Below are 25948 nucleotides of genomic sequence, written 5' to 3'. Positions count from 1 at the left end.
GGTCATTCCGCGGGGAGGACGCTCCAGCAGCATGACAACCGCCTTGGTGCCCGGCGTGCTCGTCGGTGCTGAAGCTGGGCTACACACGCGGCCCAGTCAGTGGGTGTCGGTGAGGGTGGAGAGGAAGGACGTCCAGCCGGCGGGGGAGAAGGTGAGTGCCGGGCCGGCGGGGTCCTTGCTGTCGCGTACGAGGACGGTGGCGGGGACGTTGGTGGCGACCTCGACGCACATGCCCTGCCCGTTGCTGCGGGTGCTCTTGCGCCAGATTGCCTGATCCAGGCCACGGGGGATGGTCATTCGGGGCTCTCCCTTGCTCCCTGCGCCAGCATCGCCTCCGCCCTCATCCGCAGGAAGGCCAGCGAGTCGGCGGGTGAGAGCGCGGTAGCACGGAGGTGGTCGAAGGCCAGCCCGTGCGTCTCCACATGGTAGTCCTTGTCCAGGTACAGAGCGCCACTCAGATTCTCCTGGTAGACGACCGTCGGATGGTTGCTGAAGTCGAGCATCGTGAAGGAGACGCCCATGCCCATGTGGGCACCCTGGCGGAACGGCAGCACTTGGACGGTGGTCGACGGCCGCTGCGCGATTGTGGCCAGGTGCTCCATCTGGGCTGCCATCACCTGCGGGCCTCCGACCGGCCGGTGCAGGACTGCCTCGTCGAGGACGAACCACATCCGGGGCGGGTTCGGCCGGTCCAGGATCTTCTGGCGAACGATACGTACCTCGACCCGCTCCTCGATCTTCCCTGGTGGGCCGTCCGGGAACTCGGCGCTGATGATGGCGCGTGCGTAGTCCGTAGTCTGGAGCAAGCCGTTGACGAGCTGAACGTTGTAGGCGCGAAGCTGGATCGCCTCGTCCTCGAACGCCACGTACTCGGCGAGTTCGTGTGCCATGGCGTTGGAGTAGTCGTGCCACCAGTTGTACTGCTGGGCCTCGCGGGCGAGCTGGGTCAGCGCCTCGACGTCCTCGTCTGACACACCGTAGAGCCGGAGCAGGTTCGTGACGGTCCTCGGTGCCACCGACACCTGCGCATTCTCGACGCGCGACAGCGTCGACTTGCCGACCTTCACCTTCTGGATGACCTGGTCGATGGTCAGATCGGCGGCTTCGCGACGTGCGCGGAGCTCTGCTGCGAGTCGACGGCGCTGAACGCTCGGGATTCCTGCCATAGAGGACAGTGTGCAGCACGGTTCAGAGTTTGGCGAGTCCCGAGCAAAGGAATCTATGAGTCGATGGGAGTTGCAAGATCACATTATTGATGCCAACGTAGTCCGTGCATCGAAGGTGGACGGTTGATCAACTGGCCGGCTGCTGGGTAGCGGGGAACGGCGAGTTCATGATCGTTTGCCCGCTGCGTTTCGCTGTATTCCCAGGTGACCGAGCGGGTTGCGGTAACGGCTCGCCCGGTCGTCCCCAGCCCAATCGGAAGGGTTGATCATGGTGGCGCTTGGTGCCCTGGTTTCCGGAATCCTGCTCGGGTTCTTCGTCGGGTTGTTCAGTTTCAAGATCAAGTCGCGGTGGTGTCCTGACTGCGGTCGGCTGACGGTGCCGGCGGCTGATCGGTAGCGTGCCGGCCGACCGGTCGCCGGCCGATCCCCGGCCCGGTGACGAGTTGATCATCGATGGCGGGGCGAGTGTGCAGTTCGCGGCCGGGCGGGGTTTCCGGTTCCGGGTGACGACAGTGGACGCGAAGCTGACGTACCAGGGCTGGGTCTGGTTGGCCGGGTACGTGGTGGCAGCCGACGGCGAGGCCCGTGAACGTCGGGAGATCTTCGTCGAGCGTGACGGTCTCCGCTGGGCGCCCCGCCCGCGTCGGCACCGCTGACCAGGGCAGCGGCAGCGCTACGTGAGCCGCGCGCCCTCTATCCGTACCTCTGAAAGTTCTTCGATTGTGTGAAAGGTGGTTCCTGCTGTGCGTGGATTCTTTGACTTGTTCCGGCGGTCTCCGGTGCGGAGTCGGCGTAACCGGCGGTTGCTCGCTGAGATCGCCCGCCACAATCGGCGGCCGACCGACGTGGCGGCCGGGGCGCGCCGGCCGGTGACGCCTGCCCCGAACACCGTCGGTCACTTGTACGGCAGGCCGGTGCGGCCGTCGATCAGCCCCGGCCTGGTCCGCGAACGCGCGTTCGCCGGCCGTACCCGGCGTGGCTGCGACCCGGTCGAGGTGCGGGCGTTTCTGCATCTGGTCGCTGACGAGTTGACCGCGCTGCGCGCCGAACTTGGCTCCACCCGGGAGGAGAACGCCCGGCTCAAGCAGGCGTTGCGGGACTGGCAGTCGGAGCAGTTCGAGCAGTCGCACCGGTTCGGGGCGGGGGTGGCGGCGTGAACGGCGTCGACAAGGTGCCGGCCGGTTCGCTGCATGTGGTCGGGGTCGGCGTGGACCGGCGGCGGGCGCAAAGGGTGTTCACTGTCGCGAACCTCGACACCGGGCAGGTGGCGTCGACCAGCCTCGTTCCGGGCTCGTTCACGCCGTTGCCGACGCCGGGTGGGACGTGGTGGTTGCCGTACGCGCCGATCGTCACCGACCTCGCCGCCCGTGCCGGGGTGGCCGCCGCGACGCTGCGTGACCCGGACTTCCCCGACGAACCGGGCCGGCTGCCGTCGTCCGGGTTGACGCTGCCCCGGCAGTGGCAGCCCGGCATCCCGGATTCCGACCGGCTGCGGTGGGAAGCGGTGGCGCTCGCCGAACGGTTGGTGACGCCGTGGCTGGTGCTGATCGGCCGCAGTAGCGAGCCGCCGCCACCCGGTGATCCGGGGCGGCTGCTCGGCCGGTTGTGCGCGCTCGCCGACCAGCTGCACGTCGACCTGGTCCTCGAAGTGCGGCCCAGCTCCATCGGGCGTGGGCTGAGCTGGGACGTCCGGTTCGAACACGCCGGCGGTGCGGTGCCCGACTACCAGCACCGGTGGATCGCCGACCTGCCGACCGCGCTCGCCACCATCCCCGCCACCCGTGCGGTGACCGGCCTGACCGTCGCCAACCCGCAGCTGCCCGCCCACTACCTCACCGAGGCTGCCCTCACCGGGCGTGCGATACCGGTCGGGTTGGACGGGCACCCCGGCGGCCACGACCTCGACCAGGTCGAACGACGCATGATCAGTGACGCTGAGCAGCACGGTGGGGCGCAGGCCATCTGGCGCAACCGGCACTGGTGGCACACCAGCCTGCGACCCGCCGACACCCCCGGGAAATTCGTACGCGGCTGGGAGCCGCCGGCACCGAAACACTGGGGCGAGCCGATCCCCACCCACCCCTGCACGCGGTGCGCCAACGCGGCAGATCCGCCGTACTGCCTGGACTGCTACGGCACCCGGCAGGTCCGACGCGGCGCGGTGCTCACCGTCACCGACCTGCGTGGCCGGACCGTGCACCGCAACTGGCGACCCGACAGCGACCAGCCGCCGCCCACACCGGTGCCCGCCGACCGGCTGTCCGGCTCCACCGTGTGGCAGCTGCCCGAGCACTACCAGATCGGGGCGCTCGCCGCCGGGTTCGGCATACAGCCGACCGACCTGACCGACATCGACGGCGAACACGTCACCGACCAGCACCTCCGCCTGGGTGTCAGCCAGGTCCCCCACAGCGGCGGCGACCCACTCCACGCGTACCTCGGTGAAGTCGGCGCCACCCACGACGGCGCCCGCATCATGGTCCTCGCCACCGGCTGGCCCGGCCCCACCCCCGACGAACTCGCCGCCCTGGTACGCGGCCTCGGCCTCGCCCTCGACATCACCACCGTCGACCACCGCAACACCATCGGCCGACCCGAACTCTCCCAAGGCCACTCCTGGTCCGTCCGGGTCGTCGACCCCACCACACCGCACACCGTCGACCCCGTCCCCACCAGCGCCAGCCTGCCCGAATCCGTCGCACTCTGCTACCGCTACCTGCACGGCGCACTCCGCGCCACCATCCCCACCGACCCGACACAGCCGATCCCCGTCCCACAACAGCCCGCGACGACCGACACCCTCACCGACACCACAACCCACATCACCCAGCTACGCCGCCAAGCCGCCACCCGGCCCGGCGAACCTGTCACTGTCCGCCTCCACCCCGACGGCACCCACACCGTCACCACAGACCACCCGAGGTAGTCCGCTGGCTGGGGGCTGGGCGAGTGTGCCGAGCTGATGCGGGCCGAGCGGTTCGACGCGGTGGCGGCCGAGAGAGACGGCCGCCACCGCCGAGCAGCGGTTGTGCCCGGGTTGTCGGACCGTCAGCTGCGGGTGCTCCACTGTTGGTTGGCGCCTCCGTGGCACGCCCACAGGTGCAGTTGCGTCCCGTTGGCGGTGCCGGCGCCGACGGCGTCCAGGCAGAGTCCCGACTGAGCGGAGGTGATGGTCCCGTTGCTGTTCATGTTCCACTGCTGATTCGCGCCGCCGTGGCAGTCCCAGATGAGCACAGCGGTGCCGTTGCTGGTGCCCGCCCCGCTGGCGTCCAGGCACTTGTTGCCGTAGACGGTGAGGGTGCGGTTGGCGGTATAGGTCCAGCGCTGGTTGTTGTTGCCGTGGCAGTCCCACAGCTGCACCCGGGTGCCGTTGCTCGTGCTGGCGTTGGGGACGTCGACGCAGCGGTTCGACTGGCTGCCGGCGATCATCACGTTCGCCTGGCCGGGCGGCGGCGTCGTCGGCGGCGGGTTGCTTGGCGGCGGGCTGGTCGGCGGCGGGTTGGACCCGAACTGGGTGAAGAACCGCCACACCTCAGGCTTGACCCAGCTGCGCGCGCCGCTTTCACAACCGGCGCACCCGTCCACCGGGCCCTGCTGGTGGCCGCCGTCGAACGGAGCCCAGACCACCGGGTAGCCGGCCCGGCACGAGTAGGTGGTGATGATGTGGGTCAGGCTGCCCTGCGCGGGCTCGGGAGCGTTCTGCGCGGCGCAACCGTTGTTCCTGAGCCACCTGTCGCGCAGCGACCGGCCGCTTTGGATGTTGTCGCTGATTCCGTGGATTCCCAGGTACGCCACAGGCTGGGTGCCGCCGCTGCAGCCGCTGATCTCTCCGGGGGCCGCGATGGCCGCGACCGCGCGGAACATGGTCGGCCGGGAGCACGCCAACGAGTAGCTCATCGCGCCGCCGTAGCTGAACCCGACCGAGAAGCGCTGCGTCGTGTCGACGCAGAGCGCGTTCTCGATCACGCGGATCATGTCGTCGGTGAAGGTCACGTCCTCGCCGTTGGTGTTGGCCCAGGCGTTGTTGATGCCCTGCGGGGCGACGAAGATCGTGGAGTTGTTCGACTGCGACAGCATGCCGTAGTAGGCCCAGGCGTAGCCGTCGGTTCCGCCTGAGGCGACGTCGTTGGCGGTGCCGCCCCACCAGTGGAACCCGAAGGCAAGCCGGTGCGGGTAGTTGTTGTCGTAGCTGTCGGGCAGTCGGAGGATGAAGCTGCGGTTCCTGCCGCCGCTGGAGATGGTGTGGGTGCCGCTGTTCAGCCCTGGTGCCTTGCCACAGCCGGCGGTGGTGGCCGCAGCCGCCGGTGTCACGTTCGTGACGACATACGCGCTGGCGGCGGCCAGGACCATAGCGGCCATGACCGTCCCTATCCAGCGGGCCGGGCGTTTGCGATGTAACACAGGTTTGTCTCCCTACAGTGGAGGCCGCCGTGGCGTCCACCCTCGGCAGGAGGGCGGCCGAAGCTGCGGCGGCAGGTCTCGACCGATCCGGTGCCCCTCGGCCTGCCAGCCTGGACGTAGGCCGGCAAAGATATCGATAGTTATGTTGGTATGACGTACGACGTCTGTCAATGCATGTGTGGTGCGTTGCCTGCGGAGGACGGTCCGGGCGGCCCGGAGTTAGCTGATCGGCGTGCAGCAACCGCAGGTCGGAGTGGCGGTCTTCGTGCTCAGCGAAGGTCGCTTCCTGATGGGCCGCCGCAAAGGTGCCCACGGGGCCGGCACCTGGTCCCTGCCCGGCGGCCACCTCGAACACGGGGAGAGCTTCGAGCAGACCGCGCGGCGGGAGGTCGAGGAGGAGACCGGCGTCAAGATCACCAACGTACGCTTCGGTGCGGTAACCAACGACGTCTTCGACGCCGCCCGGCACTACGTGACGATCTGGATGATCAGCGACCACCTACGGGGCAGTCCGCAGGTCCGCGAGCCGGACAAGTTCGTCGACCTCCGCTGGACCGCCCCGCCCACGATGCCTGACCCACTCTTCCTCTCGATGCGGAACCTGCTCGACCAACATGACCTGGACCAGTTGCTCACTGACTCACGCCCGTAGGCTGATTCCAGCGCAAACGACAGATCTCGCGTCGGATTAGAGCGGTACGTCTCCTGCCTCGTCCACGGTGGCCTGGCGAAGCAGTGCGCTGTTGGTGGTGCCGAGGAACGCGTACGACGTCGCGTCGAAGATCAGGGTCGTCCCATCGGCCATACCGACTCCCACCCCGTCACGGTTGGCAAGGTCCCGCACCTGCTGCCGGACGGTCACACCCGGCAGCGAGGCCAACGCGGCGAACAGGGCACTCCGCTGACCCGGAGTGAGATATCGACCGCCGACCAGCAGCTCACCGGCCCGTTGGAAGACGAGCGCATCGGCGACGCCGCCAACTGGGGCGGCAGCGGATCCCACCGGCGGCCCTGCTGCCGAGGACACGCCGGTTCGGAGCCAGTCGAGTACCGCCGCCGGGTTGTCCGGCATGCCGGCGTCGAAGCCCGCCTGCGGCGTACACGATCGGCCCGGCGCCGCGTCGGCGGACGAAACAGCGGGGCATGCCGGCAGCACCAGGTCGTCGGACCCGGCCCCGTCCTGCCGGTACGGCCGGTCGCGGACCAGCCCGTCCCGGGTGCCGTCCGCCGACAGCCAGGTCTGCCGCAACACCCGAGGTCCCTGAACGGTGCCGAAGCCGCCGTCCGGCTGCTGCACCTGGTTGATCGGGCTCGCCACCGTCTCGGTGAACACGAACTGCCCGGCTCGTGGGACGGGCCGGTCCGCCTCGTGCGCCACCAACGCGGCGGTACGCAGGATGTCGGCCGCCTCGGCCGTGACAGGTGGCGGTGCCGATCCGCCTGCCGGCCAGCCACCCCGTACCAGAGCGCCGACGGTGACCACGACGAGCAGCGCCGCCAACACCCCGCCAGCCAGGCCGAGGCTCCACCGCCGATCCTCGATGCCGTTGCCTGCCGAGCTGCTCCGGGCCGGATCGGCGTCCAACGCATCACGCATCCTGCGCCGGGCCCGGTTGAGTCGTGACCGGACGGTGCCGACCGGGATGTCCAAGGCCCGGTAGCGGGCGTTCTCGGTGCGGTGATGGCGGGCCAGCTCACGGTGCACGATCGCGAGCAGCCACGGAAACGCGTTCGGGTAGCCCGGGTCGTAGGTGTGCCGTGCCCGGAACGCGGCCACGAACGCGTCCGCGACGACGTCCTCGGCGATTTCCCGGCCCACCCGCCGGTACGCGTAGCCGTACAGCTTCCCGGCATGCTTCTCGTAGACCTGCGCGAACCGGTCCGGGTCGTCGAGCGATGCGGCGATGATCGCGGCGTCATCGGTCAGCTGCGTCGCGACGCCCCTCACCCTCACCCGAAGTCCCGCGACGGCGGTACGCCCACGATGGTCTGCCCTTTCCGGTCTGCTTCCCCTCGGCAATGTCTATGCGCGAGCACCGGATCGGGTTCACTGCCGATCATCGCCGGGGCGGCCAGCCGATGGGGAATCGACCAGCGGCATAATCGCTCGGATGACCGATCAGGACCTTCTCGCCCGTGTCCGGGAGCTGCGGGAACGGGGCAGCTCACCCAAGCAGATCGCCAAGGCCCTCGGGATGGCGCCGTCGGCCGTCGCGCCGCTGGTCCGCCAGATCGCGGCGGCCCAGCAGGCACACACCGACCCGGCCGACCGCGCGCTGCTCGGCTGCTGGATCAACCCCGGCTGGAGCGTCGGCCTCGGTCTGGCCGAAGCACCCGACGAGTGGGTGGCCACCGACCCGCAGGCCGGCGTCGAAGTCGGCCCCAGTGGCCTGGTGCACGTGCTCGTCGCCCGCCAGGAGCGCGCCAGCCGGGCCACCGTCTGCGGCTTCCTGATCGACGTCTACTGCCTCGGGGTCAAGAACGCCATCGGCCCGCTGCCGATGAGCGCCAGCGCCATCGACGACTTCCGCCGCGAGTTCTTCGGCACCCTGGACGTGTCTCCGCTGGCCGCACCGCTGGAGTTGGCCCAGCATCTGGTGCACGGCGCGGTCGCGTACGCCCGGGGTCTGGGTTTCGAACCGCACCCGGACTTCGGCCCGACGGCCCCCTACCTCGGCGCACCGGCCACCCCCACGCCGATCCAATTCGGCCGCGACGGTAAACCGCTCTACATCTCCGGCCCGTACGACGACCCGCGCTCGGTGATGCGGACCCTGGAGTCGACGGTCGGTGCCGGCAACTTCGACGTCGTCACCCACGTGTGACGCTGCCAAAAGACGACCTCGTGTCACGGCCAGAGAGCCTAGGCCAGATGCGACGGCTGGTCGCCGATCACGTCAGCCGTCGGTGCCGCAGTCGGTGACCGGTTGCGTGGACTGGGCCGTGGCGACGATGGTCAGGTCGTGTTCGGCGAGTGCGTCCGGCAGCCGTACCAGACCGGAGCGTTGGCGCTCCCACAGCGCGATGCCGTCGTGGAAACGCACCGCGTAGGTCAGCACCGTCCCGTCGCCCGGCGGACGGTCCCCGCCGGTGTGCGGCGCGAAGGTGTCGGCGTCGCGCAGTGCCTGGTCGAGCAACGCCTGGTCGATCCGCGCCGCCATCGCCGGCTCGGTCAGGTCCACCTCGGTCATCGTGCACGGCGGCAGATCCGAGATCTGTACGCCGATCCGCCGCTGGTACGAGCCGCTGAACTCGCGCTCCTCCACGTCGATGACCTGCACCATCCGCAGGGTCACGTCCAGGGCGGGCACCGGGGAGCGGTTCTGGACGACGACGGTGCCCCGGTCACGCCGGGTGGCCCACCACGACACCCGCTCGGCGTACCGGCGCTCGAACCGGTCCAGCGCGAGGCCGTTGACCTGCTGCTGGTCGCGTAGTGCGCTGACCGCGATGATCAGCGCCACCGTGGAGACGACGGTGGCGGTGATCGCGGCGACCGCCTGGACCCAGCTGGCGACGGTGCTGGACCGCCCCGGCCGATCTGCGCCGTCGCCGCCGGCTGGGGCGGCCTCGGGCTGTCCCGCCGGGACGTACAGGCCGCTGCCGGACCGGTGCCAACCTGACAAATCCGCCACCCCGCCCTCGGCCTGCTGCGGCGACCACAGTGACCGCTACCTCGCCCATCATGTCGGCCGGCGGCAACCTGGCGTCATGGTGCGGTCACTGGCCGGCGACCTGCCTCTGGAGGCTGCCCGGCGGTGGCGTACCGGCGGGCCAGGGTGGCGAAGGCGGCGGCCAGCTCCGGCGGGCCGACGACCTCGATGCCGGCGTCGAACATGCCGACGGCGCTCGCCAGACCCACCCACGACCAGGAGCCCAGAGTCAGCCGGCAGCGGCGTGGACCGATCTCCTCGACGATGCCGCCGTAGGCGTACGGAGCAACCTCAGCGGCCGGCAGATCCAGGATCACCTGACCCCGGCAGGGCCAGTCACCGGAGCTCGCCGAGCCGTCAGAGCCGGCTGAGCCCGCCGAGCCGGCCGCACCGGTTGTGCCGTCCGCGCCCCGGAACCTGGCCGTGACGAACGCGGCGACGCTGTCCGCCGGCAGCTCGCGCGGGGTGAAGCGCGGCCCGGTCGGGCTGCGCGGGCTGATCCGGTCGGCCCGGAAGATCCGCCAGTCGTCGCGGTCGAGATCCCAGCCGACCAGGTACCAGCGTCCCCGCCAGGTGACCAGGTGGTGCGGCTCGACCCGGCGGGGGATGGGCGCTGACCGGTAGTCGAAGCGCAGCACTTCGCGGGCCCGTACGGCGTCGGTCACCGCCAGCAGCGTCGCGCTGTCGACCGGCTGCGCGGCGGCCGGACCGGTCGTGACGGCTCCGGTCGTGACGGCCCCGATCGCCTCGATGGCCGCTACGGCGTCGATCCGGTGGCGCAGCCGCTGCGGCATGACCTGCCGGACGGTGTGCAGCGCCCGCGCCGCCGCCTCCCCGATGCCGGCACCGCTGGCGGTGGCGGTCCGCAGCGCGATGGCGAGCGCGACCGCCTGCTCGTCGTCGAACAGCAGCGGCGGCAGCCGGGCACCGGCGTCCAGCCGGTAGCCGCCGGCCGGTCCCTTGACCGCCGTGATCGGGTAGCCGAGATCGCGCAGCCGGTCGACGTCGCGCCGGACGGTACGCGCGCTGACTGCCAGCCGCTCGGCGAGCAGCCCGCCCGGCCACTCGCGGCGGGCCTGCAGCAGCGACAGCAGCATCAACAGCCGTTCCGAGGTTTTCGGCATGTTTCTCATTCTGACCGTAGTAGCGGACACAACCTGGCCACTACCCCTGCGAATGTTGCCCCTGCGCCCGACACCCGTCGGGCCTGAACCACACAGCAAGAGGGGCCGACCTTGTCGATCACCACCACCACCCATCTCAACTTCCGCGGCGAGGCGCGCGCCGCGCTGGAGTTCTACCGGTCCGTCTTCGGCGGCGACCTCGTCGCCGTCACCTACGCCGACCTCGGCGCCGCCCAGGACGAATCCGAGGCCGACCAGGTGATCTGGGGCCAGGTCCGCGCCGACAACGGCTTCCACGTCATGGCGTACGACGTGCCCGGTCGACTGGCCTACGCGCCGGGCGAGAACGCCTACTTCGTCTCCGTACGCGGTGAAACGGTCGAGGAGGTCACCGGCTACTGGGACAAGCTCGCCGACGGGGCGACCGTGGTCGTCCCGCTCGGCCCGGCCGGCTGGGCACCCGCGTACGGGATGCTGCGGGACCGGTTCGGCGTCGTCTGGGTCGTCGACGTCGCCGCCCCGTACAACGGGTAGTCGGGAGCGCGACCGATGACGGTGCTGGACACCCGGGCGCTCAACCGCGCGACGCTGGCCCGGCAGTTGCTGCTCGACCGCGCCGACCTGCCGGCGTACGACGCCGTCGCCCATCTCGGCGGCCTACAGGCGCAGGAACCGCAGGAGCCGTTCGTCGGGCTGTGGAGCCGGCTGCGCGGCTTCGACCCGACGACGCTGTCGGAGCTGCTGCTGCGCCGCGCGGTGGTCCGGACCCATCTGATGCGCCGCACCGTCCATCTGCTGACCGCCGCCGATGCGGTGGCCTGGCGTCCCCGCCACGACGCCATGCTGCGGCAACGGGTCCTCGGGGCGTACCGCCGCGAGCTCGCCGGGGTCGACCTCGACGCGCTCGCGGCGGTTGGCCGGGCGGTGCTGGCCGACGGCGAACCCCGGACGATGACCGGGCTGGCCCGCGCCCTGCCCGACCCGTGGCGGCAGCGCGACCCGAGAGCGCTGGGGGAGGTGCTGGTCGCGGCGCTGATCCCGATGGTGCAGCTGCCGCCGCGCGGGCTGTGGCGTACTGCCGGTGGAGCGCGCTACCGGCCGCTGGCGGAGTGGGTGGGACTCGACCCCGACCAGCCAGCGACCGATGGAAGCGCTGCGCAGGACGGCGGCATCGACCTGGTCGGCCAGACGCTGGTACGGCGCTACCTGGCGGCGTACGGGCCGGCGGCCAGCGCCGACCTGCGCGCCTGGTGCGGGCTGGCCGGGCTGCCGGCCGCCGTCGCTGCCGTCCGCGACGAACTGGTCGTCTTCCGCGACCAGCGCGGCCGGCAACTGCTCGACCTGCCGGACGCGCCGCGACCCGACCCGGACACCCCTGCCCCGGTGCGGTTCCTGCCGGCGTTCGACAACGCGATCCTCGGCTACGACGACCGCAGCCGGATCATCGACGACGCCCACCGAGGACTCTCCGTCGCCGGGGCACGCGTCGTGCTGGTCGACGGCCGGGTGGCCGCCACCTGGACCGTCGACGCCGGCACCGTCACCGTCACCGGGCTGCGCGGCCTCACCGCCGCCGAGCGCGCCGCCGTGGCCGAGGAAGGGGAGCGCGTGGCGGCGTTCCTTTCCGACGGCGACAGCCACCGGGTACGCCTGACCGCCGGCTGAGGGCAGGCCGGTCAGCTCAGGTTTCGCCGCCGCCGATCCGGGCACACCCGCCGTGACGGGAGGGGTGACGACATGGGGCGACGAAGCGGCAGCGCCGACCAGGGCCGGGAGCAGATCTCCGAGCGTGATCGCGGGCAGGCGTTCGTCGACGACCTGGAGCAGCGGTCGGCGTACCGCCAGGAGATCCTGGACGACGTCGTCGCGCCGCCGAACGACCCGGTCCGCGAGGTGAAGGAGCGCGACCTCGACGACCCGGCCGACGTGCCGATCCCGGCCGAGACGCTGCGCGACGGCGGCCCGACCCGCTCCGGTGGCGGGCTGACCACCACCGGCGGCACCGCCGGTCCGGCCAGCACCCGCCGCGCCACCGGCCCCGGCCGGGGCAAGGACCCTGGCCGGGGAAAGAAGGGTCGCGGCCGGGACAAGGTGGCGCCGACGACGACCGGCGACGCCACCAGCGGCGGCATGGGTACGCCGGCCGGCGGCACGACCAGCGACGCCACCACCCGCGAGGTGTAGCCCGACGCCACCCGCGAGCAGTACTGGGGGCAGGGACCGTACGTGGCCCACATCATCTGCGGGGTGCGGCCACTCGGGGCAGGATGGGAAAGGTGACTGACGAGGGCATCAGCGACGGTGGGATCAGCGAGGACGGCGTCCGGGACGAGGGCTACCGGATCGAACGCGACACGATGGGCGAGGTACGGGTCCCCGCCGACGCGCTGTGGCGGGCGCAGACCCAACGCGCGGTGCACAACTTCCCGGTCTCCGGCCGTACGCTCGAATCCGCCCAGATCCGCGCCCTCGCCCAGATCAAAGGTGCCGCCGCGCAGGTCAACGCCGACCTCGGGGTGATCCCGGCCGGCATCGCCGAGGCGATCGTCACCGCCGCCGCGCACGTCGCCTCCGGCGGTTACGACGACCAGTTCCCGGTGGACGTGTTCCAGACCGGCTCCGGTACCTCGTCGAACATGAACACCAACGAGGTGCTGGCCACCCTCGCCGCCCGCGAACTGGACCGGCCGGTGCACCCCAACGATCATGTCAACGCCTCGCAGTCGAGCAACGACGTCTTCCCGACCTCGATCCACCTGGCCGCCTCTCATCAGGTGGTGCACGAGCTGATCCCGGCCCTCGACGAGCTGGCGACCGCGCTGGAGGGCAAGGTCGACGAGTTCGCCACCGTGGTCAAGGCCGGCCGTACCCATCTGATGGACGCCACCCCGGTCACCCTCGGCCAGGAGTTCTCCGGCTACGCCGCACAGGTCCGCTACGGCCAGGAACGGCTGCGCTCGATCCTGCCCCGGCTGGCCGAGCTGCCGCTGGGCGGCACCGCCGTCGGCACCGGGGTGAACACCCCGCCCGGCTTCGCCGCCGCCGTGATCGCCAAGCTGGCCGACGCGACCGAACTGCCGTTGACCGAGGCCCGCAACCACTTCGAGGCCCAGGGCGCCCGCGACGCCCTGGTGGAGACGTCCGGGCAGCTGCGCACCATCGCCGTCGGCCTCTACAAGATCGCCAACGACATCCGGTGGATGGGTTCCGGCCCGCGCGCCGGCCTCGGCGAGCTGCGCATCCCCGACCTGCAACCCGGGTCGTCGATCATGCCGGGCAAGGTCAACCCGGTGGTCTGCGAGTCGGTACGCCAGGTCTGCGCCCAGGTGATCGGCAACGACGCGACGATCGCGTTCGCCGGCAGTCAGGGCGACTTCGAGCTGAACGTGATGCTGCCGGTGATGGGCAGCAACCTGCTCGAAGCGGTCCGGCTGATCGCCGCCGCCAGCCGGCTGCTCGCGCAGCGCTGCGTGGCCGACCTCGCCGCCGACCCGGAGACCTGTCTGGCGTACGCCGAAGGGTCGCCGTCGATCGTCACCCCGCTCAACCGCCACCTCGGCTACGACGAGGCCGCCTCGATCGCCAAACAGGCGCTCGCCGAGAACAAGTCGATCCGCGCGGTGGTGCTGGAACGCGGCCACGTCGACGCCGGTCGGCTGACCGCCGCCGAGCTGGACCAGGCGCTGGACGTTCTGCGGATGACCCGGCCCAGCTGAGCAGGCATACCCTGGTGGGGTGATTACCACCGTGGTGTTCGACGCCGACGAGACCCTCGTCGACCTGCGGCCCGCGGTCACCGGCGCGCTGCAGACCGTCCTCACCGAGCTGCGCCGGCTGACCCCGCGCGCCGCCGAGCTGACCCTCGGCGACATGGCCGACGACTGGGCGGCCGCGTTCGCCGCCGACCCGTCCGCACCGGTGATGCGGATCCGCCGGGGCGCGCTGGCCCGCTCCCTGGACCGGGTCGGCATGCCCGAGCAGCTGGACCGGATCACCGGGATCTTCTTCGAGCGACGGTTCGCGCTCAGCCGGCCGTACGCCGACACGCTGCCCGCCCTGGACCGGCTGCGCCGCCGGTACGCCGTCGGCCTGGCCACCAACGGCAACAGCCGCGCCGACCGGTGCGGGCTGCGCGGCCAGTTCGCCTTCGAGGTGTACGCGCACGTCGACGGCCTGCCGAAAAAGCCGGACCAGCGGTTCTACGACGCCGTACTGACCGCCGCCGGGGTCACCGCCGCCGACCGGGTGGTCTACGTCGGCGACTCGATCCCACACGACGTGGTCGGCCCGCAGACGGCCGGGCTGCGGGCCGTCTGGCTGAACCGGCGCGGTGAGTCCTGCCCGCCCGAGGTGTGCCCGGACGCGCAGATCACCAGTTTGGCGCAGCTGCCCGACGCCCTCGCCGACCTGTTCTGAACCCGACTGCACTGCTTCACAGCAAAGCGGTCACAGTTCGCCGGCGAGCAGCCGGGACACCGCCTCGGCGGTCGCCTGCACCTGCGCGCCGATCGCCGGCGCGTCCAGGGTGCCCATCGCCACCACCCCGACGCTGGCCTCCAGGCCGGGCACGCCGAGCACCGGGGCGGCGACCCCGTACGCGCCGGGTTGCAACTCGCCGCTGCTGGTCACCGGTCCGGGCGTACCGTCGCGGCCGGCCAGGATGGCCCGGCCGGCGGCGCCGCGACCGACCGGGTGCCGCGACCCGGCCCGGTACGCCACGTGGAACGCCGTCCAGCTCGGTTCGACGACGGTCAGCGCCACCGCCTCCGCGCCGTCGGCGACGGTCAGGTGGGCGGTGGCACCGGACTCCTCGGCGAGCCGGCGCAGCGCCGGCAGCGCGGCGTCGGCCAGCAGCGGCTGTGCCCGCCGGGCCAGCTGCAGCAGCCCGGCCCCGAGCCGCAGCCGGCCGGCGGTGTCGCGGCGCAGCATGCCGTGCGCGGCGAGGGTGGTGGCCAGCCGGTAGACGGCGGCCCGTCCGATGCCGAGCGCCCCGGCGGCCTCGGTGACGGTGATCCCGCCGGTCGCCTCGGCGACCAGGCCCAGCAGGCGCAGCCCCCGGTCCAGGGTCTGCGCCGTCTCCGCCCCTCGCGCGTGCACACCGACAGAGTACGGACGGGTGCCAGTCGGTACCCTCGTAGCGTGACGCTCCGCTTGTACGACACCGTGACCCGGTCCGTGCGGGACTTCGTGCCCCGCCAGCCCGGCGAGGTCAGCGTCTACCTGTGTGGCGTCACCGTCCAGTCCGCCCCGCACATCGGTCACCTTCGCTCCGGCGTCAACTACGACGTGCTTCGCCGCTGGCTGACCCACCAAGGGCTGCGGGTCACCTTCATCCGCAACATCACCGACGTCGACGACAAGGTGCTGGACAAGGCGGCCGCCGCCGGTCAGCCGTTCTGGTCGATCGCGTACGCCAACGAGCTGGTGCTCGCCGCCACGTACCGCAGCCTGAACGTGCTGCCGCCGACGTACGAGCCGCGCGCCACCGGGCACATCCCGGAGATGCACCAACTGATCGAGCGGCTGATCGAGCGCGGCCACGCCTACCCGGCCGCCGACGGCAGCGGCGACGTCTACTTCGACGTCGCCTCGTACGCCGACTACGGCGCGCTGTCCGGCCAGCGCCTCGACGCTATGCAGCCGGCCGGCGACGGCGCCGAGCGGGCCAAACGCGACCCGCGTGACTTCGCACTGTGGAAGGGCGTCAAGCCGGACGAGCCCGCCGACGCGGCCTGGCTCTCGCCGTGGGGTCCGGGCCGGCCCGGCTGGCACATCGAGTGCTCGGCGATGTGCTGGCGCTACCTCGGCCCCGAGTTCGACATCCACGGCGGCGGGCTGGATCTGACCTTCCCGCACCACGAGAACGAGGTCGCTCAGTCCAAGGCGGCCGGGTTGCCGTTCGCCCGCTACTGGGTGCACCACGGGCTACTCAACCTGGGCGCGGCGAAGATGAGCAAGTCGCTGGGCAACGTCATCGACCTCGACCACGTCGCCCGACTCGGGGTGCGTCCCGCCGAGCTGCGCTACTACCTGACCGCTGCGCACTACCGGTCCCGCATCGACTACTCCGACGACGCCCTGCGGGAGAGCGCCACCGCGTACCGGCGGATCGAGGGTTTCGTCCGGCGGGCGGCGGAGCAGGTCGGCGCGAGCCCGACGCCGGAGGCGGCCACCCAGGTGCCGGCGGCGTTCGCGGCGGCGATGGACGACGACCTGAACACGTCGGCCGCTTTCGCGGTGCTGCACGACGAGGTCCGCGACGGCAACAGTCTGCTGACCGGGGCCGGGGTGACCGCCGCCGGGAGCGACGGCGACGCCGACGCCGACCGGGCGCTGCGGGCCAGCCTGGGCCGGGTCCGCGCGATGCTCGGCGTGCTCGGTCTCGACCCGCTCGACCCGGCGTGGGGCGACGCCGCCCCGCGCGACGAGCTGCGCGGCGCGGTCGACGCGCTGATCGCCCTCGCCCTCGACCAGCGGGCGCAGGCCCGCGCCCGGCGCGACTGGGCCGCCGCCGACGCGGTGCGGGACCAGCTCAAGCAGGCCGGCGTCACGGTCGAGGACACCCCGCACGGCCCCCGTTGGACCATTGGAGAGCAGACCTGATGCCCGGCAACTCGCAACGACGTGGCCGGCGGGTCACCCCCAAGAAGGGCACCACCCAGGGCTCCGGCGGCAAGAACCGGTCCGGCCTGGCCGGCAAGGGCCGCACCCTGCCGGCCGACGAACGGCCGTGGCACAAGGGCTACTCCGGCACCGAGAAGCTGCCGAACAAGACCGCCTGGAAGCAGGAGAAGGAACGCCGGGCGGCGGCCGCCGAGGGGCGCGCGCCGAAGATCGGCGTACCCGGGACGAAGGACACCACCTGGGGCGGCGGTGGCCGCAGCCGGGGCGGCCCGGCCACCGGCCGGTTGGCCCGGGGCGGTGCCCGGTCCGGGCCGCGGGTCTCCCCGGGCCGCAAGGCGCACCCGCCGAAGGACGCCCCGGAGCTGCTGGTCGGCCGCAACCCGGTGGTCGAGGCGCTGCGGGCCAACGTGCCGGCGACCGCGCTCTACGTCGCCCAGGGCATCGACGTCGACGACCGGGTCACCGAGCTGGTGCGGACCGCCGGTGACCGGGGCATCGCGATCCTGGAGATCACCCGGGCCGAGCTGGACCGGATGACCGGCGGCGTGCTGCACCAGGGCGTCGGGCTGCAGGTGCCGGCGTACGCGTACGAGCCGTTCGAGGACCTGCTGGCCGCCGCCGCCGAGCAGCCGGAGCCGCTGCTGGTCGCCCTGGACGGGGTGACCGACCCGCGCAACCTCGGCGCGGTGGTGCGCTCGGCGGCCGCGTTCGGCGCGCACGGCGTGTTCGTGCCGGAGCGGCGGGCCGCCGGGATGACCGCCACCGCGTGGCGGACCAGCGCCGGTGCCGCCGCCCGGACCCCGGTCAGCCAGGTGGTCAACATGACCCGGGCGGTGAAGAAGTGCCAGGCCGAGGGGTTCACCGTGGTCGGCCTGGACGCCGACGGCGAGACCGACCTGTACGACCTGGAGGCCGCCGTCGGTCCGCTGGTCGTGGTGGTCGGTTCCGAGGGCCGCGGCCTGTCCCGGCTCGTCGGCGAGACCTGCGACCTGCGGGTACGCATCCCGATGCACTCCGACGTCGAGTCGCTCAACGCCAGCGTGGCCGCCGCGGTCACCCTCGCCGAGGTCGCCCGCCGCCGCCTGGTCGGCTGATCCGAGGCGTATCCGGGCCGGCCGGCCGCCCCCCGAACGTCGGTCGACCGGCCGATCGCTGATCAGCGGGTCAGTCACCCGTAGCATGCCCGGGGTCGGTGTCGGGCGGTTCGGGGTGCGGCGGAGGAAGAGCGGATGACAGGGCAGGACGAGGGCTTCGCCCTCGGTGTCGACCTGGGCACATCCAACACGGTCGCGGTGCTGCGCTGGCCGGACGGGCGGACCCGGCCGCTGCTCTTCGACGGCGTACCGGTCCTGCCGTCCGGGGTGTTCCTCGGCGACCGGCTGCACGTTGGCCGGGACGCGCAGCGGCTCGCCCAGGCCGACCCGGCCCGGTTCGAGCCGAACCCGAAACGCCGGGTCGACGAGCCGACGGTGCTGCTCGGCGACCATGACGTGCCCACCGCAGACCTGCTGGCAGCCGTGCTCGCAGCGGTGGCCCGGTCGGCGGTGGAGGCGGTCGGCTTCCTGCCGCCGGCGGCGTTGACCTACCCGGCCGGCTGGGGTGCCCGCCGCCGGGAGGTGCTGGTGCACGCGGTGGCCCGCGCCGGCTGGCCTCCGGTGACCTCCGGCGGGCCGGCAACCTCCGGCCCGCCGCCGGTCGGATCCCCCGCTGCCGGGCCCGGGACCCGGCTGGTGCCGGAGCCGGTCGCGGCGGCCCGTTACTTCGCCGACGTGCTGCGCCGGCCGGTGCCGGTCGGGCAGGCCATCGCCGTGTTCGACTTCGGCGGCGGCACCCTCGACGTCGCCGTGGTACGCAACGATGGAGTCGACTCGCACGGGCGGGCCCGGTTCGCGGTGATCGGCTCCGGTGGGCTCACCGAGCTCGGCGGCCTCGACCTGGACGCGGCACTGGTCGAGCACCTCAGCGCAGTGCTCGACCCGCAGGTACGGCAGCAGTTGGTCGCGCCGGCCACCCCGGCGCAGTGGCGCAACCGTCGACAGTTCTGGGACGACGTACGCGGGGCGAAGGAGATGCTGTCCCGGGCGTCGTCGGCGCCGGTCGCCGTGCCCGGAGTGGACCAGGCGGTGCACCTGACCCGCGACGAGTTGGAGCAGGTCGCCGGCCCGCTGATCGGTCGTGGTGTGCGGGAGACGGCTCGGGTGATCGCGGCGTGCGGGCTCGGTGTCGACCAGCTCGCCGGACTGTTCCTGGTGGGCGGCTCGTCGCGGGTGCCGCTGGTGGCCCGGATGCTGCACAGCGAGCTGGGCGTGGCGCCGACCGTGCTGGAGCAGCCGGAGCTGCCGGTCGCCGAAGGCGCGCTGGCCGACCTGCCCGCGCCGACGGCACCGACATCGCCTGCACCGACGGCGCCGACATCGCCTCCGCCCGCTCCGGCCCCGCCGATGCCGATGCCAGCGGCCGGTCCGGCGGCCGGCTCGGGGCGCCGACGAGGTCGGCGGCTGCCGTGGCTGGTCGGCGGCGCCGCCGCCCTGGCCCTGGTCGCGGTGATCACCGCCGCTGTCGTTGTCTACCTGGTGCGCGACCCGGCCCGGCCGATCGAGTTCCGGGCGTTCAGCCCGGTCGGCAAGGCGATCACGGTGCCCGAGGACGCGGACGCCGACTTCACCCAGCTGGTCGACGGTCAGGCGTACGGCGGATACGTCCGCGACGACGGCCGGCTCGGTGTCGTAGCCGTCGACCCGGCCACCGGTGACCAGCGGTGGGACGAGGCGACGACCGTGCGCGCCGACCGGTGGTTCGGCCTGCGGGCCACCCCGGACGCGGTGATTGCCGTCGCCGACGCGTACAGCAACGACCCGCGACCGGTCGCGGTGCTCGACCCGGCCGACGGTCGGCAGCTGTGGCACTTCGAGATCCTCGGCAAGGACCAGTTGTTCGTCTTCGACAACGTCCTGGTCTGGTCTGATGTGGAAGGTGCGCGGCTGGTCGGGTTGGACCTGTTCGACGGCACCCAACGCTGGGCGCATAACAACCCGGCCGACCAGTACGACGCCACCGACACCGCGGTGTATCCGGCGGTGAGCGCCGCCGACCTGACCGGCCCGGCCGGCTTCGACGGTGTCCCCACCGAGCCCGACCTGGCCGACGATCGGCGGATCGTGCAGCTCACCTCGACCCGGCACGCCCGGGTGTTCGACGCGGGCAGCGGTGAGCTGCTCGGCGAACGGTCCAACGTGGCCGCGCCGACCGACCCGGCGCTGGTCTACGCAGGCCGGCTGGTGATCGCGCCGTCGGACAGCAGCGGATACCGGCTGGCGTCCTACGACCTGTCGACGACCGGCGAGTCGGTCAACCTTTACACTCCGGTCGACGACCAGCGGCGGCTGCAGAGCCTGACCCCGTGCGGCGGCACCCGGATCTGCCTGCTGGAATCGACCGGTTTCGGTGCCGACACCAACGAGTTGGTGCTGATCGACCTGGCCGACGGCGGCGAGCAGTGGCGGGTGCCGGCCGCCGACTTCGAGGTTGTCGTGCCGGTGGGTGAGCAGATTCTGCTACGCCGTACGTCGGGTGGCTACCTGTCGCTGCTGCTCGACTCCGCCGGCGAGGAACTGCTGAGCCGCGACGGGGTGGCGGTCCGGATCGACCGGGCCAACCTGCTGTGGTTCTTCGACAACCCGGGCAGCTACCCGGAGGACGCCAGCGTGGCCGGCGTACCGGCCGCCGTCCCGGCCGATCTGCTCGAACTCGGCGTGCTGCAGGGTGTGCGTACCGTGGCCTGCTCGTGGGACCGCGCGGTGATCTTCTGCCCGACCGCCGACGGGTTCGTGACGCACCGGTTCGTCGCCGGTTGATCGCCGGTGCCCGCCGCCGGGCGCGGGATACCGGCCGGGGTCACTGCGGGGCGAGCCGGCGCAGCACGGCGTGCAGGGCGAACAGGGTGTAGCCGAGCAGGATCGGCGCGAGGATCGGCATGGTCAGTACGGTCAGTACGGCGGCGAGGCCGACCACGCCGGCGGCGGCCAGGATTGCCAGTGGCCGTTGCTCGACCAGCCGCCAGGTGCGGCGTACCGCCGCCCGCCAGCCGCCGCCGGCCCGGCCGACCTCGACCACGACGGTCCCGGCGAAGCCGGCCACCAGCGCGGCCAGCAGCCCGGTGCCGACCAGCATGACGGTGCCGCCGGGCACCACCCCGGCCGAGATCAGCACCACGTTGCCGCCGAGCAGCAGCGTGCCGACCACGGCGACCACGGTGGCGACGGCCCCGGGCACCAGCCCGCGCCAGAAGCGCCCGGCGAGGTCCCGCATACCCGGCCAGTGGCCGTCGACCGTCCACCGGTGGATCGCGCCGCTGGCGGTGGCCAGCGCCGCGCCGGCGGTCAGTACGGCCGCCGACGCGAGCGCGGTGACGATGCCGAGCAGCGCCAGGTCGGTGGCCGCCCGCAGCGTGTCGCGCCAGTCGGCGCGGGCCGGTGCCGGACTGTCCGGCCAGTCTGCGGGAGCCATTGACGTCACCCCTTGAGGCCGCTGGTGTTGATGCCCTGTACCAACATCTTCTGGAACGCCAGGAAGAAGAGGAAGACCGGCAGCAGCGACAGCACCGACATGGCGAACATCGGGCCGAGCGAGGTCTGCCCGGTGGAGTCGATGAACAGCCGCAGCCCGATCGGCACCGTGTAGCTCTCCACGCTCGGCAGGTAGATCAACTGGGTCAGGAAGTCGTTCCAGGTCCAGATGAACGAGAAGATCGCCGTGGTGACCAGCGCCGGCCGGGCCAGCGGCACGATGACGTACCGGAAGACCCCGAACGGTGAACACCCGTCGATCTTGGCCGCGTCGTCCAGCTCCCGGGGGATGCCCCGCATGAACTGCACCATCAGGAAGACGAAGAACGCCTCGGTGGCCAGCAGCTTCGGCACGATCAACGGCAGCGGGGTGTCGATCCAGCCGAACGAGTTGAACATGATGTACTGCGGCACGATCAGCACGTGGCTGGGCAGCAGCAGCGTACCGATCATGATGGCGAACCAGAACCTGCGGGCCCGGAACCGCAGCCGGGCGAAGGCATACGCCGCGAGCAGGCAGGAGACGGCGTTGGCGACCACCGTCGCCATCGAGATCACCGTGCTGTTCCAGAAGAACCGGCCGAACGAGATGTTGCTCAGGTAGTTCCAGCCGTCCGGGTAGTTCGCCCAGGTCGGATCCTGTGGGATCACCGACAGGTTGCTGGCCACCTCGGTCGGTGACTTGAGCGACGAGCCCAGCACCCAGATCAGCGGGTAGAGGACCACGACCAGGATGGCGACCAGGACCGCCACCCGGGCGACACCTCGGGCGGTGCCGCCGGCAGCCCGGCTGCGCGCGGTGCTGCCGCCGTCCGCTGTCGACATTGGAGCAGCTTCGGTAGCCATCAGTCGTTGTCTCCGTCCGAGTAGTGCACCCAGAACCGGCCGGTGCTGAAGAACAGCACCGTGATCAGGCCGATCGCGATCAGGAAGACCCAGGCCAGCGCGGACGCGTATCCCATCTGGAACTCGGTGAAGCCCTTGGTGTACAGGTAGAGCGTGTAGAGCATGGTCGAGTCGACCGGGCCGCCGGTGCCGTTGCTGATCACGAACGCGGCGGTGAAGCCCTGGAACCCGTTGATCGTCTCCAGCACCAGGTTGAAGAAGATCACCGGGGAGAGCATCGGCAGGGTCACGTTGAAGAACTGCCGGATCTTGCCAGCGCCGTCGACCGAGGCCGCCTCGTACAGCTCGGTCGGCACCTGCTTGAGCCCGGCCAGGAAGATCACCATCGGTGCGCCGAACTGCCAGATGGCCAGCACCATCAGGGTCTCCAACGCCCAGTCCGGGTCGTTGACCCACGGCTGTCCGGTGATGCCGAACAGCCCGAGGAAGTCGTTGAACGCGCCGTCGCCGCTGAACATCGCCCGCCAGATCAACGCCAGCGCCACGCTGCCGCCGAGCAGCGACGGCAGGTAGAACAGGCTGCGGAACAGCCCCACCCCGCGGGTCTCGCGGTTGAGCAGCAGCGCGACACCGAGGGCGGCGGCCAACTTCAGCGGTACGGCGACGAACGCGAAGATCAGCGTGACCTGCACCGAGTGGCGGAACGTCTGGTCGTTGACGAACAGGTCCCAGTAGTTCTCGAAGCCGACCCACTCGACGAACTCCCAGGACGACAGGATGTCGTAGTTGGTGAAGCTGAGGTAGAGCGAGAACAGCATGGGGAAGGCGGTGATCGCCATCAGCCCCAGCAGCCACGGGGAGAGGAAGACGTACCCGGCCAATCCTTCGCCGTGCCGCCGGCTGCCGCCCTTGGCGCTGCCCCGCCGCCGGGTCGGGCTCACCGGGGCGGTGGTGGTGCTCGTGGCCGGGACGGATTTCGTGGTCAGGGCCACGATCTGGCTCCTTTCTCGGATCACGGGTCGTGGTGCCCACGGCTGGCACCGTGGGCACCACGACCGCGCAACGTCCGGCCCGGACTACTCGAGGGTGGCTTCGGCCTGGCGGAAGAACTCGGCGGCGGCGTCGGCCGGGCTGGCCTGGCCGTAGGTGACGCTCTCGGCGACCGTGGTCAGGGTGGACCGCAGCGGCCCGTGGCCCTGCGGCGGCGGTGCCGGCGCCGGGCCCATCTGCGGGATCAGCGCGTTCTCGAACTCGACCGTGGCGGTCATGTACGGGTCGTCGAGACCCGCCTGGACCGTCTCCCGGTTGTCGATGTTGGACGGCAGGCCCCGGTCGACGCCGAGGATCTGCGCCGCCTCCGGGTCGTTGGCCAGGAAGTCGATGACGTCGGCGACGACCTCCGGGTGCTCGGTGGAGCGCGACCCGGCCCAGTACAGCGACGCCCGCGCCCACTGGCCTTTCGGGTCACCGGGGTAGGCGACCATGCCGAGTTCGCTCTCGGTCGACTTGCCCAGCTCGGAGAGCTGGTTGGACCACATGAACGAGGTGGCGCCCTTGCCGGTGACCACCAGCTGGTCGGAGACGCCGCCGCCGACCGCCTCGTGCACCACGTCGGCCGGCGGGGTGGCACCGGCCTCCCGGGCGTCCAGCCAGAACTGGAACCACTCGGTCAGGTCGGCCTCGGTGAAGGCGAGCTGCGGCCCGTCGTAGAACTCCTTGCCCTGCGAGCGCAGCCACAGCCAGAGGGCCTTGTAGTCGGCGCTGGGGTCCATCGCGCCCCAGTAGTCGCCGCCGGCCGCCTCGGTCACCTGGGCGCCCCAGGTGATGAACTCGTCGTAGGTCCAGCCGGTTTCCGGCTCCGGCAGGCCGAGCTCGGTGATCTTCGTCTTGTCGTACACCAGGGCCGGGGTGTTCTCACCAGCGGCGACCGCGACCTGTTTGCCGTCGATCTGCCCGTACTGGGTCAGGCTCTCCGGGTGGTTGCTCAGGTCGATGTCGCCGGACTCCACGAACGGGGTGAGATCCAGGGTGACGTTGCGGCCGGCGTACTCGGCCAGGCCGTTGTCGTCGATCTGGAAGATGTCCGGCGCGTTGCCGCCGGCCGAGATGGTCGCCAGCTTGTCGTAGTAGCCGGTGAACGCCTGCCAGGTCGGGTTGATGGTGACGTTCGGGTTCTTCTCCTCGTACAGGTCGAGGGCCTGCTCGGTGAGCTCGGCGCGGGACTCGCCGCCCCACCAGAAGAACTCGATGGTGACCGGTGCGTCCGGGTCGGTCGACGCCTCGTCGCCGCAGGCGGCGACGCCGAGGACCAGCGGCACGACGGCGGTGGCGGCGACGCCGCGCAGCAGGCGGCGCCGGCCGAAGGGGGTACGGTGAGCACGCGTGGCAGGCGTGTTCGCCGTCGGTGATGTTGCGGGGTGCATTGCGCTCACTCCTTGGGGTTAGGAGGCGACATCGGCCGGCGCGGCGGCAGCCGCGTCGCCCGGGTCCGCATGGCTGTGCGGCCCCGGGCCCGTCGAGTCGCGGATGACCAACTCGGTCTGGAGCGTTACCTGGGCGGTGGTGCGACGGTCGTCGCCATGCTGGAGCAGCATGTCGACGGCCGCCCGACCGGCGGCCGCGTTCGGTGTGGCCACCGTCGTCAGTTTGGGTCGGGTGAGCCGGCTCAGCGCGATGTCGTCGATGCCGACCACGCTGATGTCCCGGGGCACCGTGACCCCGTGTGCGTCGAGCCCTTCGATCAGGCCGATCGCCATCAGGTCGTTGTAGGCGAGCACGGCGGTCACCTCCGCCCGGCGGACCTGTTCCGCCGCGGCGATGCCGCCGCCCTCGGTGGGCGGGTTGGGGCCGATCACGGTCAACGTGACGTCCGCCGAGCGGGCCGCCGAGGTGGCGGCGCGTCGGATCTCCCGGTTGGTCCACGACCCGCGCGGGCCGCCGAGCAGCGCGATCTGCCGGTGGCCGAGGCCGATCAGGTGTTCGACGGCGAGCCGGGCCCCCTGGCCGACGTCGATCACCACGTTCGGCAGGCCGGTCACCTGCCGGTTGATCACCACCAGCGGTACGTCCCGGCTGAGCTGCTCAATCAGGCTGTTGCTCATCCGGGGGCTGCACAGCAGCACCCCGTCGACCTGCTTGGCGAGGGCGTGGACCAACTCCTCCTCGACCGCCGGGTCCTCGTTCGTGTCGGTGACGAAGATGTGGTAGTCGCGGTGCCGGGCCTGGCTCTCCGCCGCCTTGATCAGGGGCGGGAAGAACGGGTTGGCGATGTCGGCGACGATCAGGCCGATGTTGTGGGTCCGGCCGGTGATCAGCGCGCGGGCCGCCCGGTTGGGGCGGTAGCCGAGATGCTCCGCGCAGGCCAGCACCCGGCTGCGGGTCTCCGGGTTGACCAGGTGCGGTGCCGAGAACGTTCGGGACACGGTGGAGATGTGTACTCCGCAGGCCCGTGCGACGTCTCGAATGGTGGCTGGCACGCGTCGTCCTTCATCGATGCGGTCGTCACCCAGGCGGGGGTGACGACCGGTGTGGCTGGGGTCACGTTGATCCGCCAATTAATGCAAACGGTT

At 71.6% G+C, this 25948-nt stretch carries 25 protein-coding genes; 13 read left to right on the top strand and 12 right to left on the bottom strand.

Features of this window, described 5'->3' with window-relative positions; all coding sequences use genetic code 11:
• Positions 1 to 96: 96 nt before the first annotated feature.
• Together O7629_RS23725 and O7629_RS23720 are read right to left on the bottom strand one after the other, a co-directional pair.
• Positions 97 to 297 (bottom strand): DUF397 domain-containing protein, encoded by a 201-nt coding sequence (locus O7629_RS23725; protein WP_278171872.1) that lies wholly within the window; start codon positions 295 to 297, stop codon positions 97 to 99.
• A complete protein-coding gene (locus O7629_RS23720; RefSeq protein WP_278171870.1) occupies positions 294 to 1166 on the bottom strand; it encodes a helix-turn-helix transcriptional regulator in 873 nt (290 codons plus the stop codon). Before O7629_RS23720 ends, O7629_RS23725 begins: the two co-directional genes overlap by 4 nt.
• A 398-nt stretch (positions 1167 to 1564) precedes the next feature.
• Here O7629_RS23720 and O7629_RS23715 point away from each other — a divergent pair, with 398 nt between their 5' ends.
• The 3 genes from O7629_RS23715 to O7629_RS23705 all read left to right on the top strand — a co-directional run bounded on the left by O7629_RS23715 (position 1565) and on the right by O7629_RS23705 (position 4092).
• Positions 1565 to 1822 (top strand): hypothetical protein, encoded by a 258-nt coding sequence (locus O7629_RS23715; RefSeq protein ID WP_278171868.1) that lies wholly within the window; start codon positions 1565 to 1567, stop codon positions 1820 to 1822.
• 213 nt (positions 1823 to 2035) lie between these two features.
• Positions 2036 to 2323 (top strand): hypothetical protein, encoded by a 288-nt coding sequence (locus O7629_RS23710; protein ID WP_278174659.1) that lies wholly within the window; start codon positions 2036 to 2038, stop codon positions 2321 to 2323.
• Positions 2320 to 4092 carry a hypothetical protein gene (locus O7629_RS23705; RefSeq protein ID WP_278171867.1) on the top strand — a complete coding sequence of 591 codons (1773 nt, stop codon included), beginning with the start codon at positions 2320 to 2322 and terminating at the stop codon, positions 4090 to 4092. Before O7629_RS23710 ends, O7629_RS23705 begins: the two co-directional genes overlap by 4 nt.
• A gap of 122 nt (positions 4093 to 4214) precedes the next feature.
• Here the strand turns inward: O7629_RS23705 and O7629_RS23700 are convergent, their stop codons facing one another.
• Positions 4215 to 5516, bottom strand: a complete 1302-nt coding sequence (locus O7629_RS23700) for a ricin-type beta-trefoil lectin domain protein (protein ID WP_278174658.1) — start codon at positions 5514 to 5516, stop codon at positions 4215 to 4217.
• A gap of 283 nt (positions 5517 to 5799) precedes the next feature.
• Between O7629_RS23700 and O7629_RS23695 the strand changes: the two genes are divergently transcribed.
• A complete protein-coding gene (locus O7629_RS23695; RefSeq protein ID WP_278171866.1) occupies positions 5800 to 6219 on the top strand; it encodes an NUDIX hydrolase in 420 nt (139 codons plus the stop codon).
• A gap of 36 nt (positions 6220 to 6255) precedes the next feature.
• Here O7629_RS23695 and O7629_RS23690 read toward each other — a convergent pair whose 3' ends face one another.
• Positions 6256 to 7521, bottom strand: coding sequence for a CU044_5270 family protein (locus O7629_RS23690; protein WP_278171864.1), 1266 nt, complete (start codon positions 7519 to 7521; stop codon positions 6256 to 6258).
• A 157-nt stretch (positions 7522 to 7678) separates the two neighbouring features.
• Here O7629_RS23690 and O7629_RS23685 point away from each other — a divergent pair, with 157 nt between their 5' ends.
• Complete coding sequence (locus O7629_RS23685; RefSeq protein WP_278171863.1) at positions 7679 to 8392, top strand: hypothetical protein; 714 nt, start codon at positions 7679 to 7681, stop codon at positions 8390 to 8392.
• Positions 8393 to 8464: 72 nt separating this feature from the next.
• Here O7629_RS23685 and O7629_RS23680 read toward each other — a convergent pair whose 3' ends face one another.
• Together O7629_RS23680 and O7629_RS23675 are read right to left on the bottom strand one after the other, a co-directional pair.
• Positions 8465 to 9202: a hypothetical protein gene (locus O7629_RS23680; protein ID WP_278171862.1), complete on the bottom strand. Its 738-nt coding sequence runs from the start codon at positions 9200 to 9202 to the stop codon at positions 8465 to 8467.
• Between the two features lie 74 nt (positions 9203 to 9276).
• Positions 9277 to 10344, bottom strand: coding sequence for a WYL domain-containing protein (locus tag O7629_RS23675; protein ID WP_278171860.1), 1068 nt, complete (start codon positions 10342 to 10344; stop codon positions 9277 to 9279).
• Positions 10345 to 10455: 111 nt separating this feature from the next.
• Between O7629_RS23675 and O7629_RS23670 the strand changes: the two genes are divergently transcribed.
• The 5 genes from O7629_RS23670 to O7629_RS23650 all read left to right on the top strand — a co-directional run bounded on the left by O7629_RS23670 (position 10456) and on the right by O7629_RS23650 (position 14760).
• On the top strand, positions 10456 to 10878 hold the full coding sequence (locus tag O7629_RS23670) for a VOC family protein (protein ID WP_278171858.1): 423 nt from the start codon (positions 10456 to 10458) through the stop codon (positions 10876 to 10878).
• 15 nt (positions 10879 to 10893) lie between these two features.
• Positions 10894 to 12009 carry a winged helix DNA-binding domain-containing protein gene (locus O7629_RS23665; protein ID WP_278171856.1) on the top strand — a complete coding sequence of 372 codons (1116 nt, stop codon included), beginning with the start codon at positions 10894 to 10896 and terminating at the stop codon, positions 12007 to 12009.
• 72 nt (positions 12010 to 12081) lie between these two features.
• Entirely contained in the window at positions 12082 to 12528 is a 447-nt protein-coding gene (locus O7629_RS23660; RefSeq protein WP_278171855.1) for a hypothetical protein, read from the top strand.
• An 83-nt stretch (positions 12529 to 12611) separates the two neighbouring features.
• The gene (locus O7629_RS23655; protein ID WP_278171853.1) at positions 12612 to 14060 is read left to right on the top strand and encodes a class II fumarate hydratase; all 1449 of its coding nucleotides are present in this window, start codon (positions 12612 to 12614) and stop codon (positions 14058 to 14060) included.
• 19 nt (positions 14061 to 14079) lie between these two features.
• Positions 14080 to 14760 carry an HAD family hydrolase gene (locus tag O7629_RS23650; RefSeq protein WP_278171852.1) on the top strand — a complete coding sequence of 227 codons (681 nt, stop codon included), beginning with the start codon at positions 14080 to 14082 and terminating at the stop codon, positions 14758 to 14760.
• A 30-nt stretch (positions 14761 to 14790) separates the two neighbouring features.
• Here the strand turns inward: O7629_RS23650 and O7629_RS23645 are convergent, their stop codons facing one another.
• On the bottom strand, positions 14791 to 15441 hold the full coding sequence (locus O7629_RS23645) for a helix-turn-helix domain-containing protein (protein WP_278171851.1): 651 nt from the start codon (positions 15439 to 15441) through the stop codon (positions 14791 to 14793).
• Positions 15442 to 15483: 42 nt separating this feature from the next.
• Here O7629_RS23645 and cysS point away from each other — a divergent pair, with 42 nt between their 5' ends.
• The 3 genes from cysS to O7629_RS23630 all read left to right on the top strand — a co-directional run bounded on the left by cysS (position 15484) and on the right by O7629_RS23630 (position 20822).
• Positions 15484 to 16947: a cysteine--tRNA ligase gene (gene cysS, locus O7629_RS23640; RefSeq protein ID WP_278171850.1), complete on the top strand. Its 1464-nt coding sequence runs from the start codon at positions 15484 to 15486 to the stop codon at positions 16945 to 16947.
• Positions 16947 to 18062 (top strand): 23S rRNA (guanosine(2251)-2'-O)-methyltransferase RlmB, encoded by a 1116-nt coding sequence (gene rlmB / locus O7629_RS23635; protein ID WP_278171849.1) that lies wholly within the window; start codon positions 16947 to 16949, stop codon positions 18060 to 18062. Before cysS ends, rlmB begins: the two co-directional genes overlap by 1 nt.
• A 135-nt stretch (positions 18063 to 18197) precedes the next feature.
• On the top strand, positions 18198 to 20822 hold the full coding sequence (locus tag O7629_RS23630) for an Hsp70 family protein (protein WP_278171848.1): 2625 nt from the start codon (positions 18198 to 18200) through the stop codon (positions 20820 to 20822).
• Positions 20823 to 20862: 40 nt separating this feature from the next.
• Here the strand turns inward: O7629_RS23630 and O7629_RS23625 are convergent, their stop codons facing one another.
• From O7629_RS23625 to O7629_RS23605, 5 genes are all read right to left on the bottom strand, one after another.
• Positions 20863 to 21474 carry a hypothetical protein gene (locus O7629_RS23625; RefSeq protein WP_278171847.1) on the bottom strand — a complete coding sequence of 204 codons (612 nt, stop codon included), beginning with the start codon at positions 21472 to 21474 and terminating at the stop codon, positions 20863 to 20865.
• Between the two features lie 5 nt (positions 21475 to 21479).
• Positions 21480 to 22358 (bottom strand): carbohydrate ABC transporter permease, encoded by an 879-nt coding sequence (locus O7629_RS23620; protein WP_278171846.1) that lies wholly within the window; start codon positions 22356 to 22358, stop codon positions 21480 to 21482.
• Between the two features lie 20 nt (positions 22359 to 22378).
• Positions 22379 to 23320: a sugar ABC transporter permease gene (locus O7629_RS23615; RefSeq protein WP_278174657.1), complete on the bottom strand. Its 942-nt coding sequence runs from the start codon at positions 23318 to 23320 to the stop codon at positions 22379 to 22381.
• A 135-nt stretch (positions 23321 to 23455) separates the two neighbouring features.
• Entirely contained in the window at positions 23456 to 24802 is a 1347-nt protein-coding gene (locus tag O7629_RS23610; protein ID WP_278171845.1) for an ABC transporter substrate-binding protein, read from the bottom strand.
• A gap of 18 nt (positions 24803 to 24820) precedes the next feature.
• On the bottom strand, positions 24821 to 25855 hold the full coding sequence (locus tag O7629_RS23605) for a LacI family DNA-binding transcriptional regulator (protein ID WP_278171844.1): 1035 nt from the start codon (positions 25853 to 25855) through the stop codon (positions 24821 to 24823).
• Positions 25856 to 25948: the final 93 nt, after the last annotated feature.

Origin of the sequence: Solwaraspora sp. WMMD792 (genome assembly GCF_029626105.1) — a bacterium.
Lineage (GTDB): Bacteria > Actinomycetota > Actinomycetes > Mycobacteriales > Micromonosporaceae > Micromonospora_E.
The sequence above is the reverse complement of the archived record's forward strand: the minus strand, read 5'-3'. Positions and strand labels throughout refer to the sequence as shown.

Bases quoted from the DNA above. Each gene is read 5' to 3' on its own strand.
- O7629_RS23725 (WP_278171872.1), bottom strand. From the start codon at position 297: ATGACCATCCCCCGTGGCCTGGATCAGGCAATCTGGCGCAAGAGCACC.
- O7629_RS23720 (WP_278171870.1), bottom strand. From the start codon at position 1,166: ATGGCAGGAATCCCGAGCGTTCAGCGCCGTCGACTCGCAGCAGAGCTC.
- O7629_RS23700 (WP_278174658.1), bottom strand. From the start codon at position 5,516: ATGGTCCTGGCCGCCGCCAGCGCGTATGTCGTCACGAACGTGACACCG.
- O7629_RS23685 (WP_278171863.1), top strand. From the start codon at position 7,679: ATGACCGATCAGGACCTTCTCGCCCGTGTCCGGGAGCTGCGGGAACGG.
- O7629_RS23675 (WP_278171860.1), bottom strand. From the start codon at position 10,344: ATGCCGAAAACCTCGGAACGGCTGTTGATGCTGCTGTCGCTGCTGCAG.
- O7629_RS23665 (WP_278171856.1), top strand. From the start codon at position 10,894: ATGACGGTGCTGGACACCCGGGCGCTCAACCGCGCGACGCTGGCCCGG.
- O7629_RS23660 (WP_278171855.1), top strand. From the start codon at position 12,082: ATGGGGCGACGAAGCGGCAGCGCCGACCAGGGCCGGGAGCAGATCTCC.
- O7629_RS23655 (WP_278171853.1), top strand. From the start codon at position 12,612: ATGGGAAAGGTGACTGACGAGGGCATCAGCGACGGTGGGATCAGCGAG.
- rlmB (WP_278171849.1), top strand. From the start codon at position 16,947: ATGCCCGGCAACTCGCAACGACGTGGCCGGCGGGTCACCCCCAAGAAG.
- O7629_RS23630 (WP_278171848.1), top strand. From the start codon at position 18,198: ATGACAGGGCAGGACGAGGGCTTCGCCCTCGGTGTCGACCTGGGCACA.
- O7629_RS23625 (WP_278171847.1), bottom strand. From the start codon at position 21,474: ATGGCTCCCGCAGACTGGCCGGACAGTCCGGCACCGGCCCGCGCCGAC.
- O7629_RS23620 (WP_278171846.1), bottom strand. From the start codon at position 22,358: ATGTCGACAGCGGACGGCGGCAGCACCGCGCGCAGCCGGGCTGCCGGC.
- O7629_RS23610 (WP_278171845.1), bottom strand. From the start codon at position 24,802: ATGCACCCCGCAACATCACCGACGGCGAACACGCCTGCCACGCGTGCT.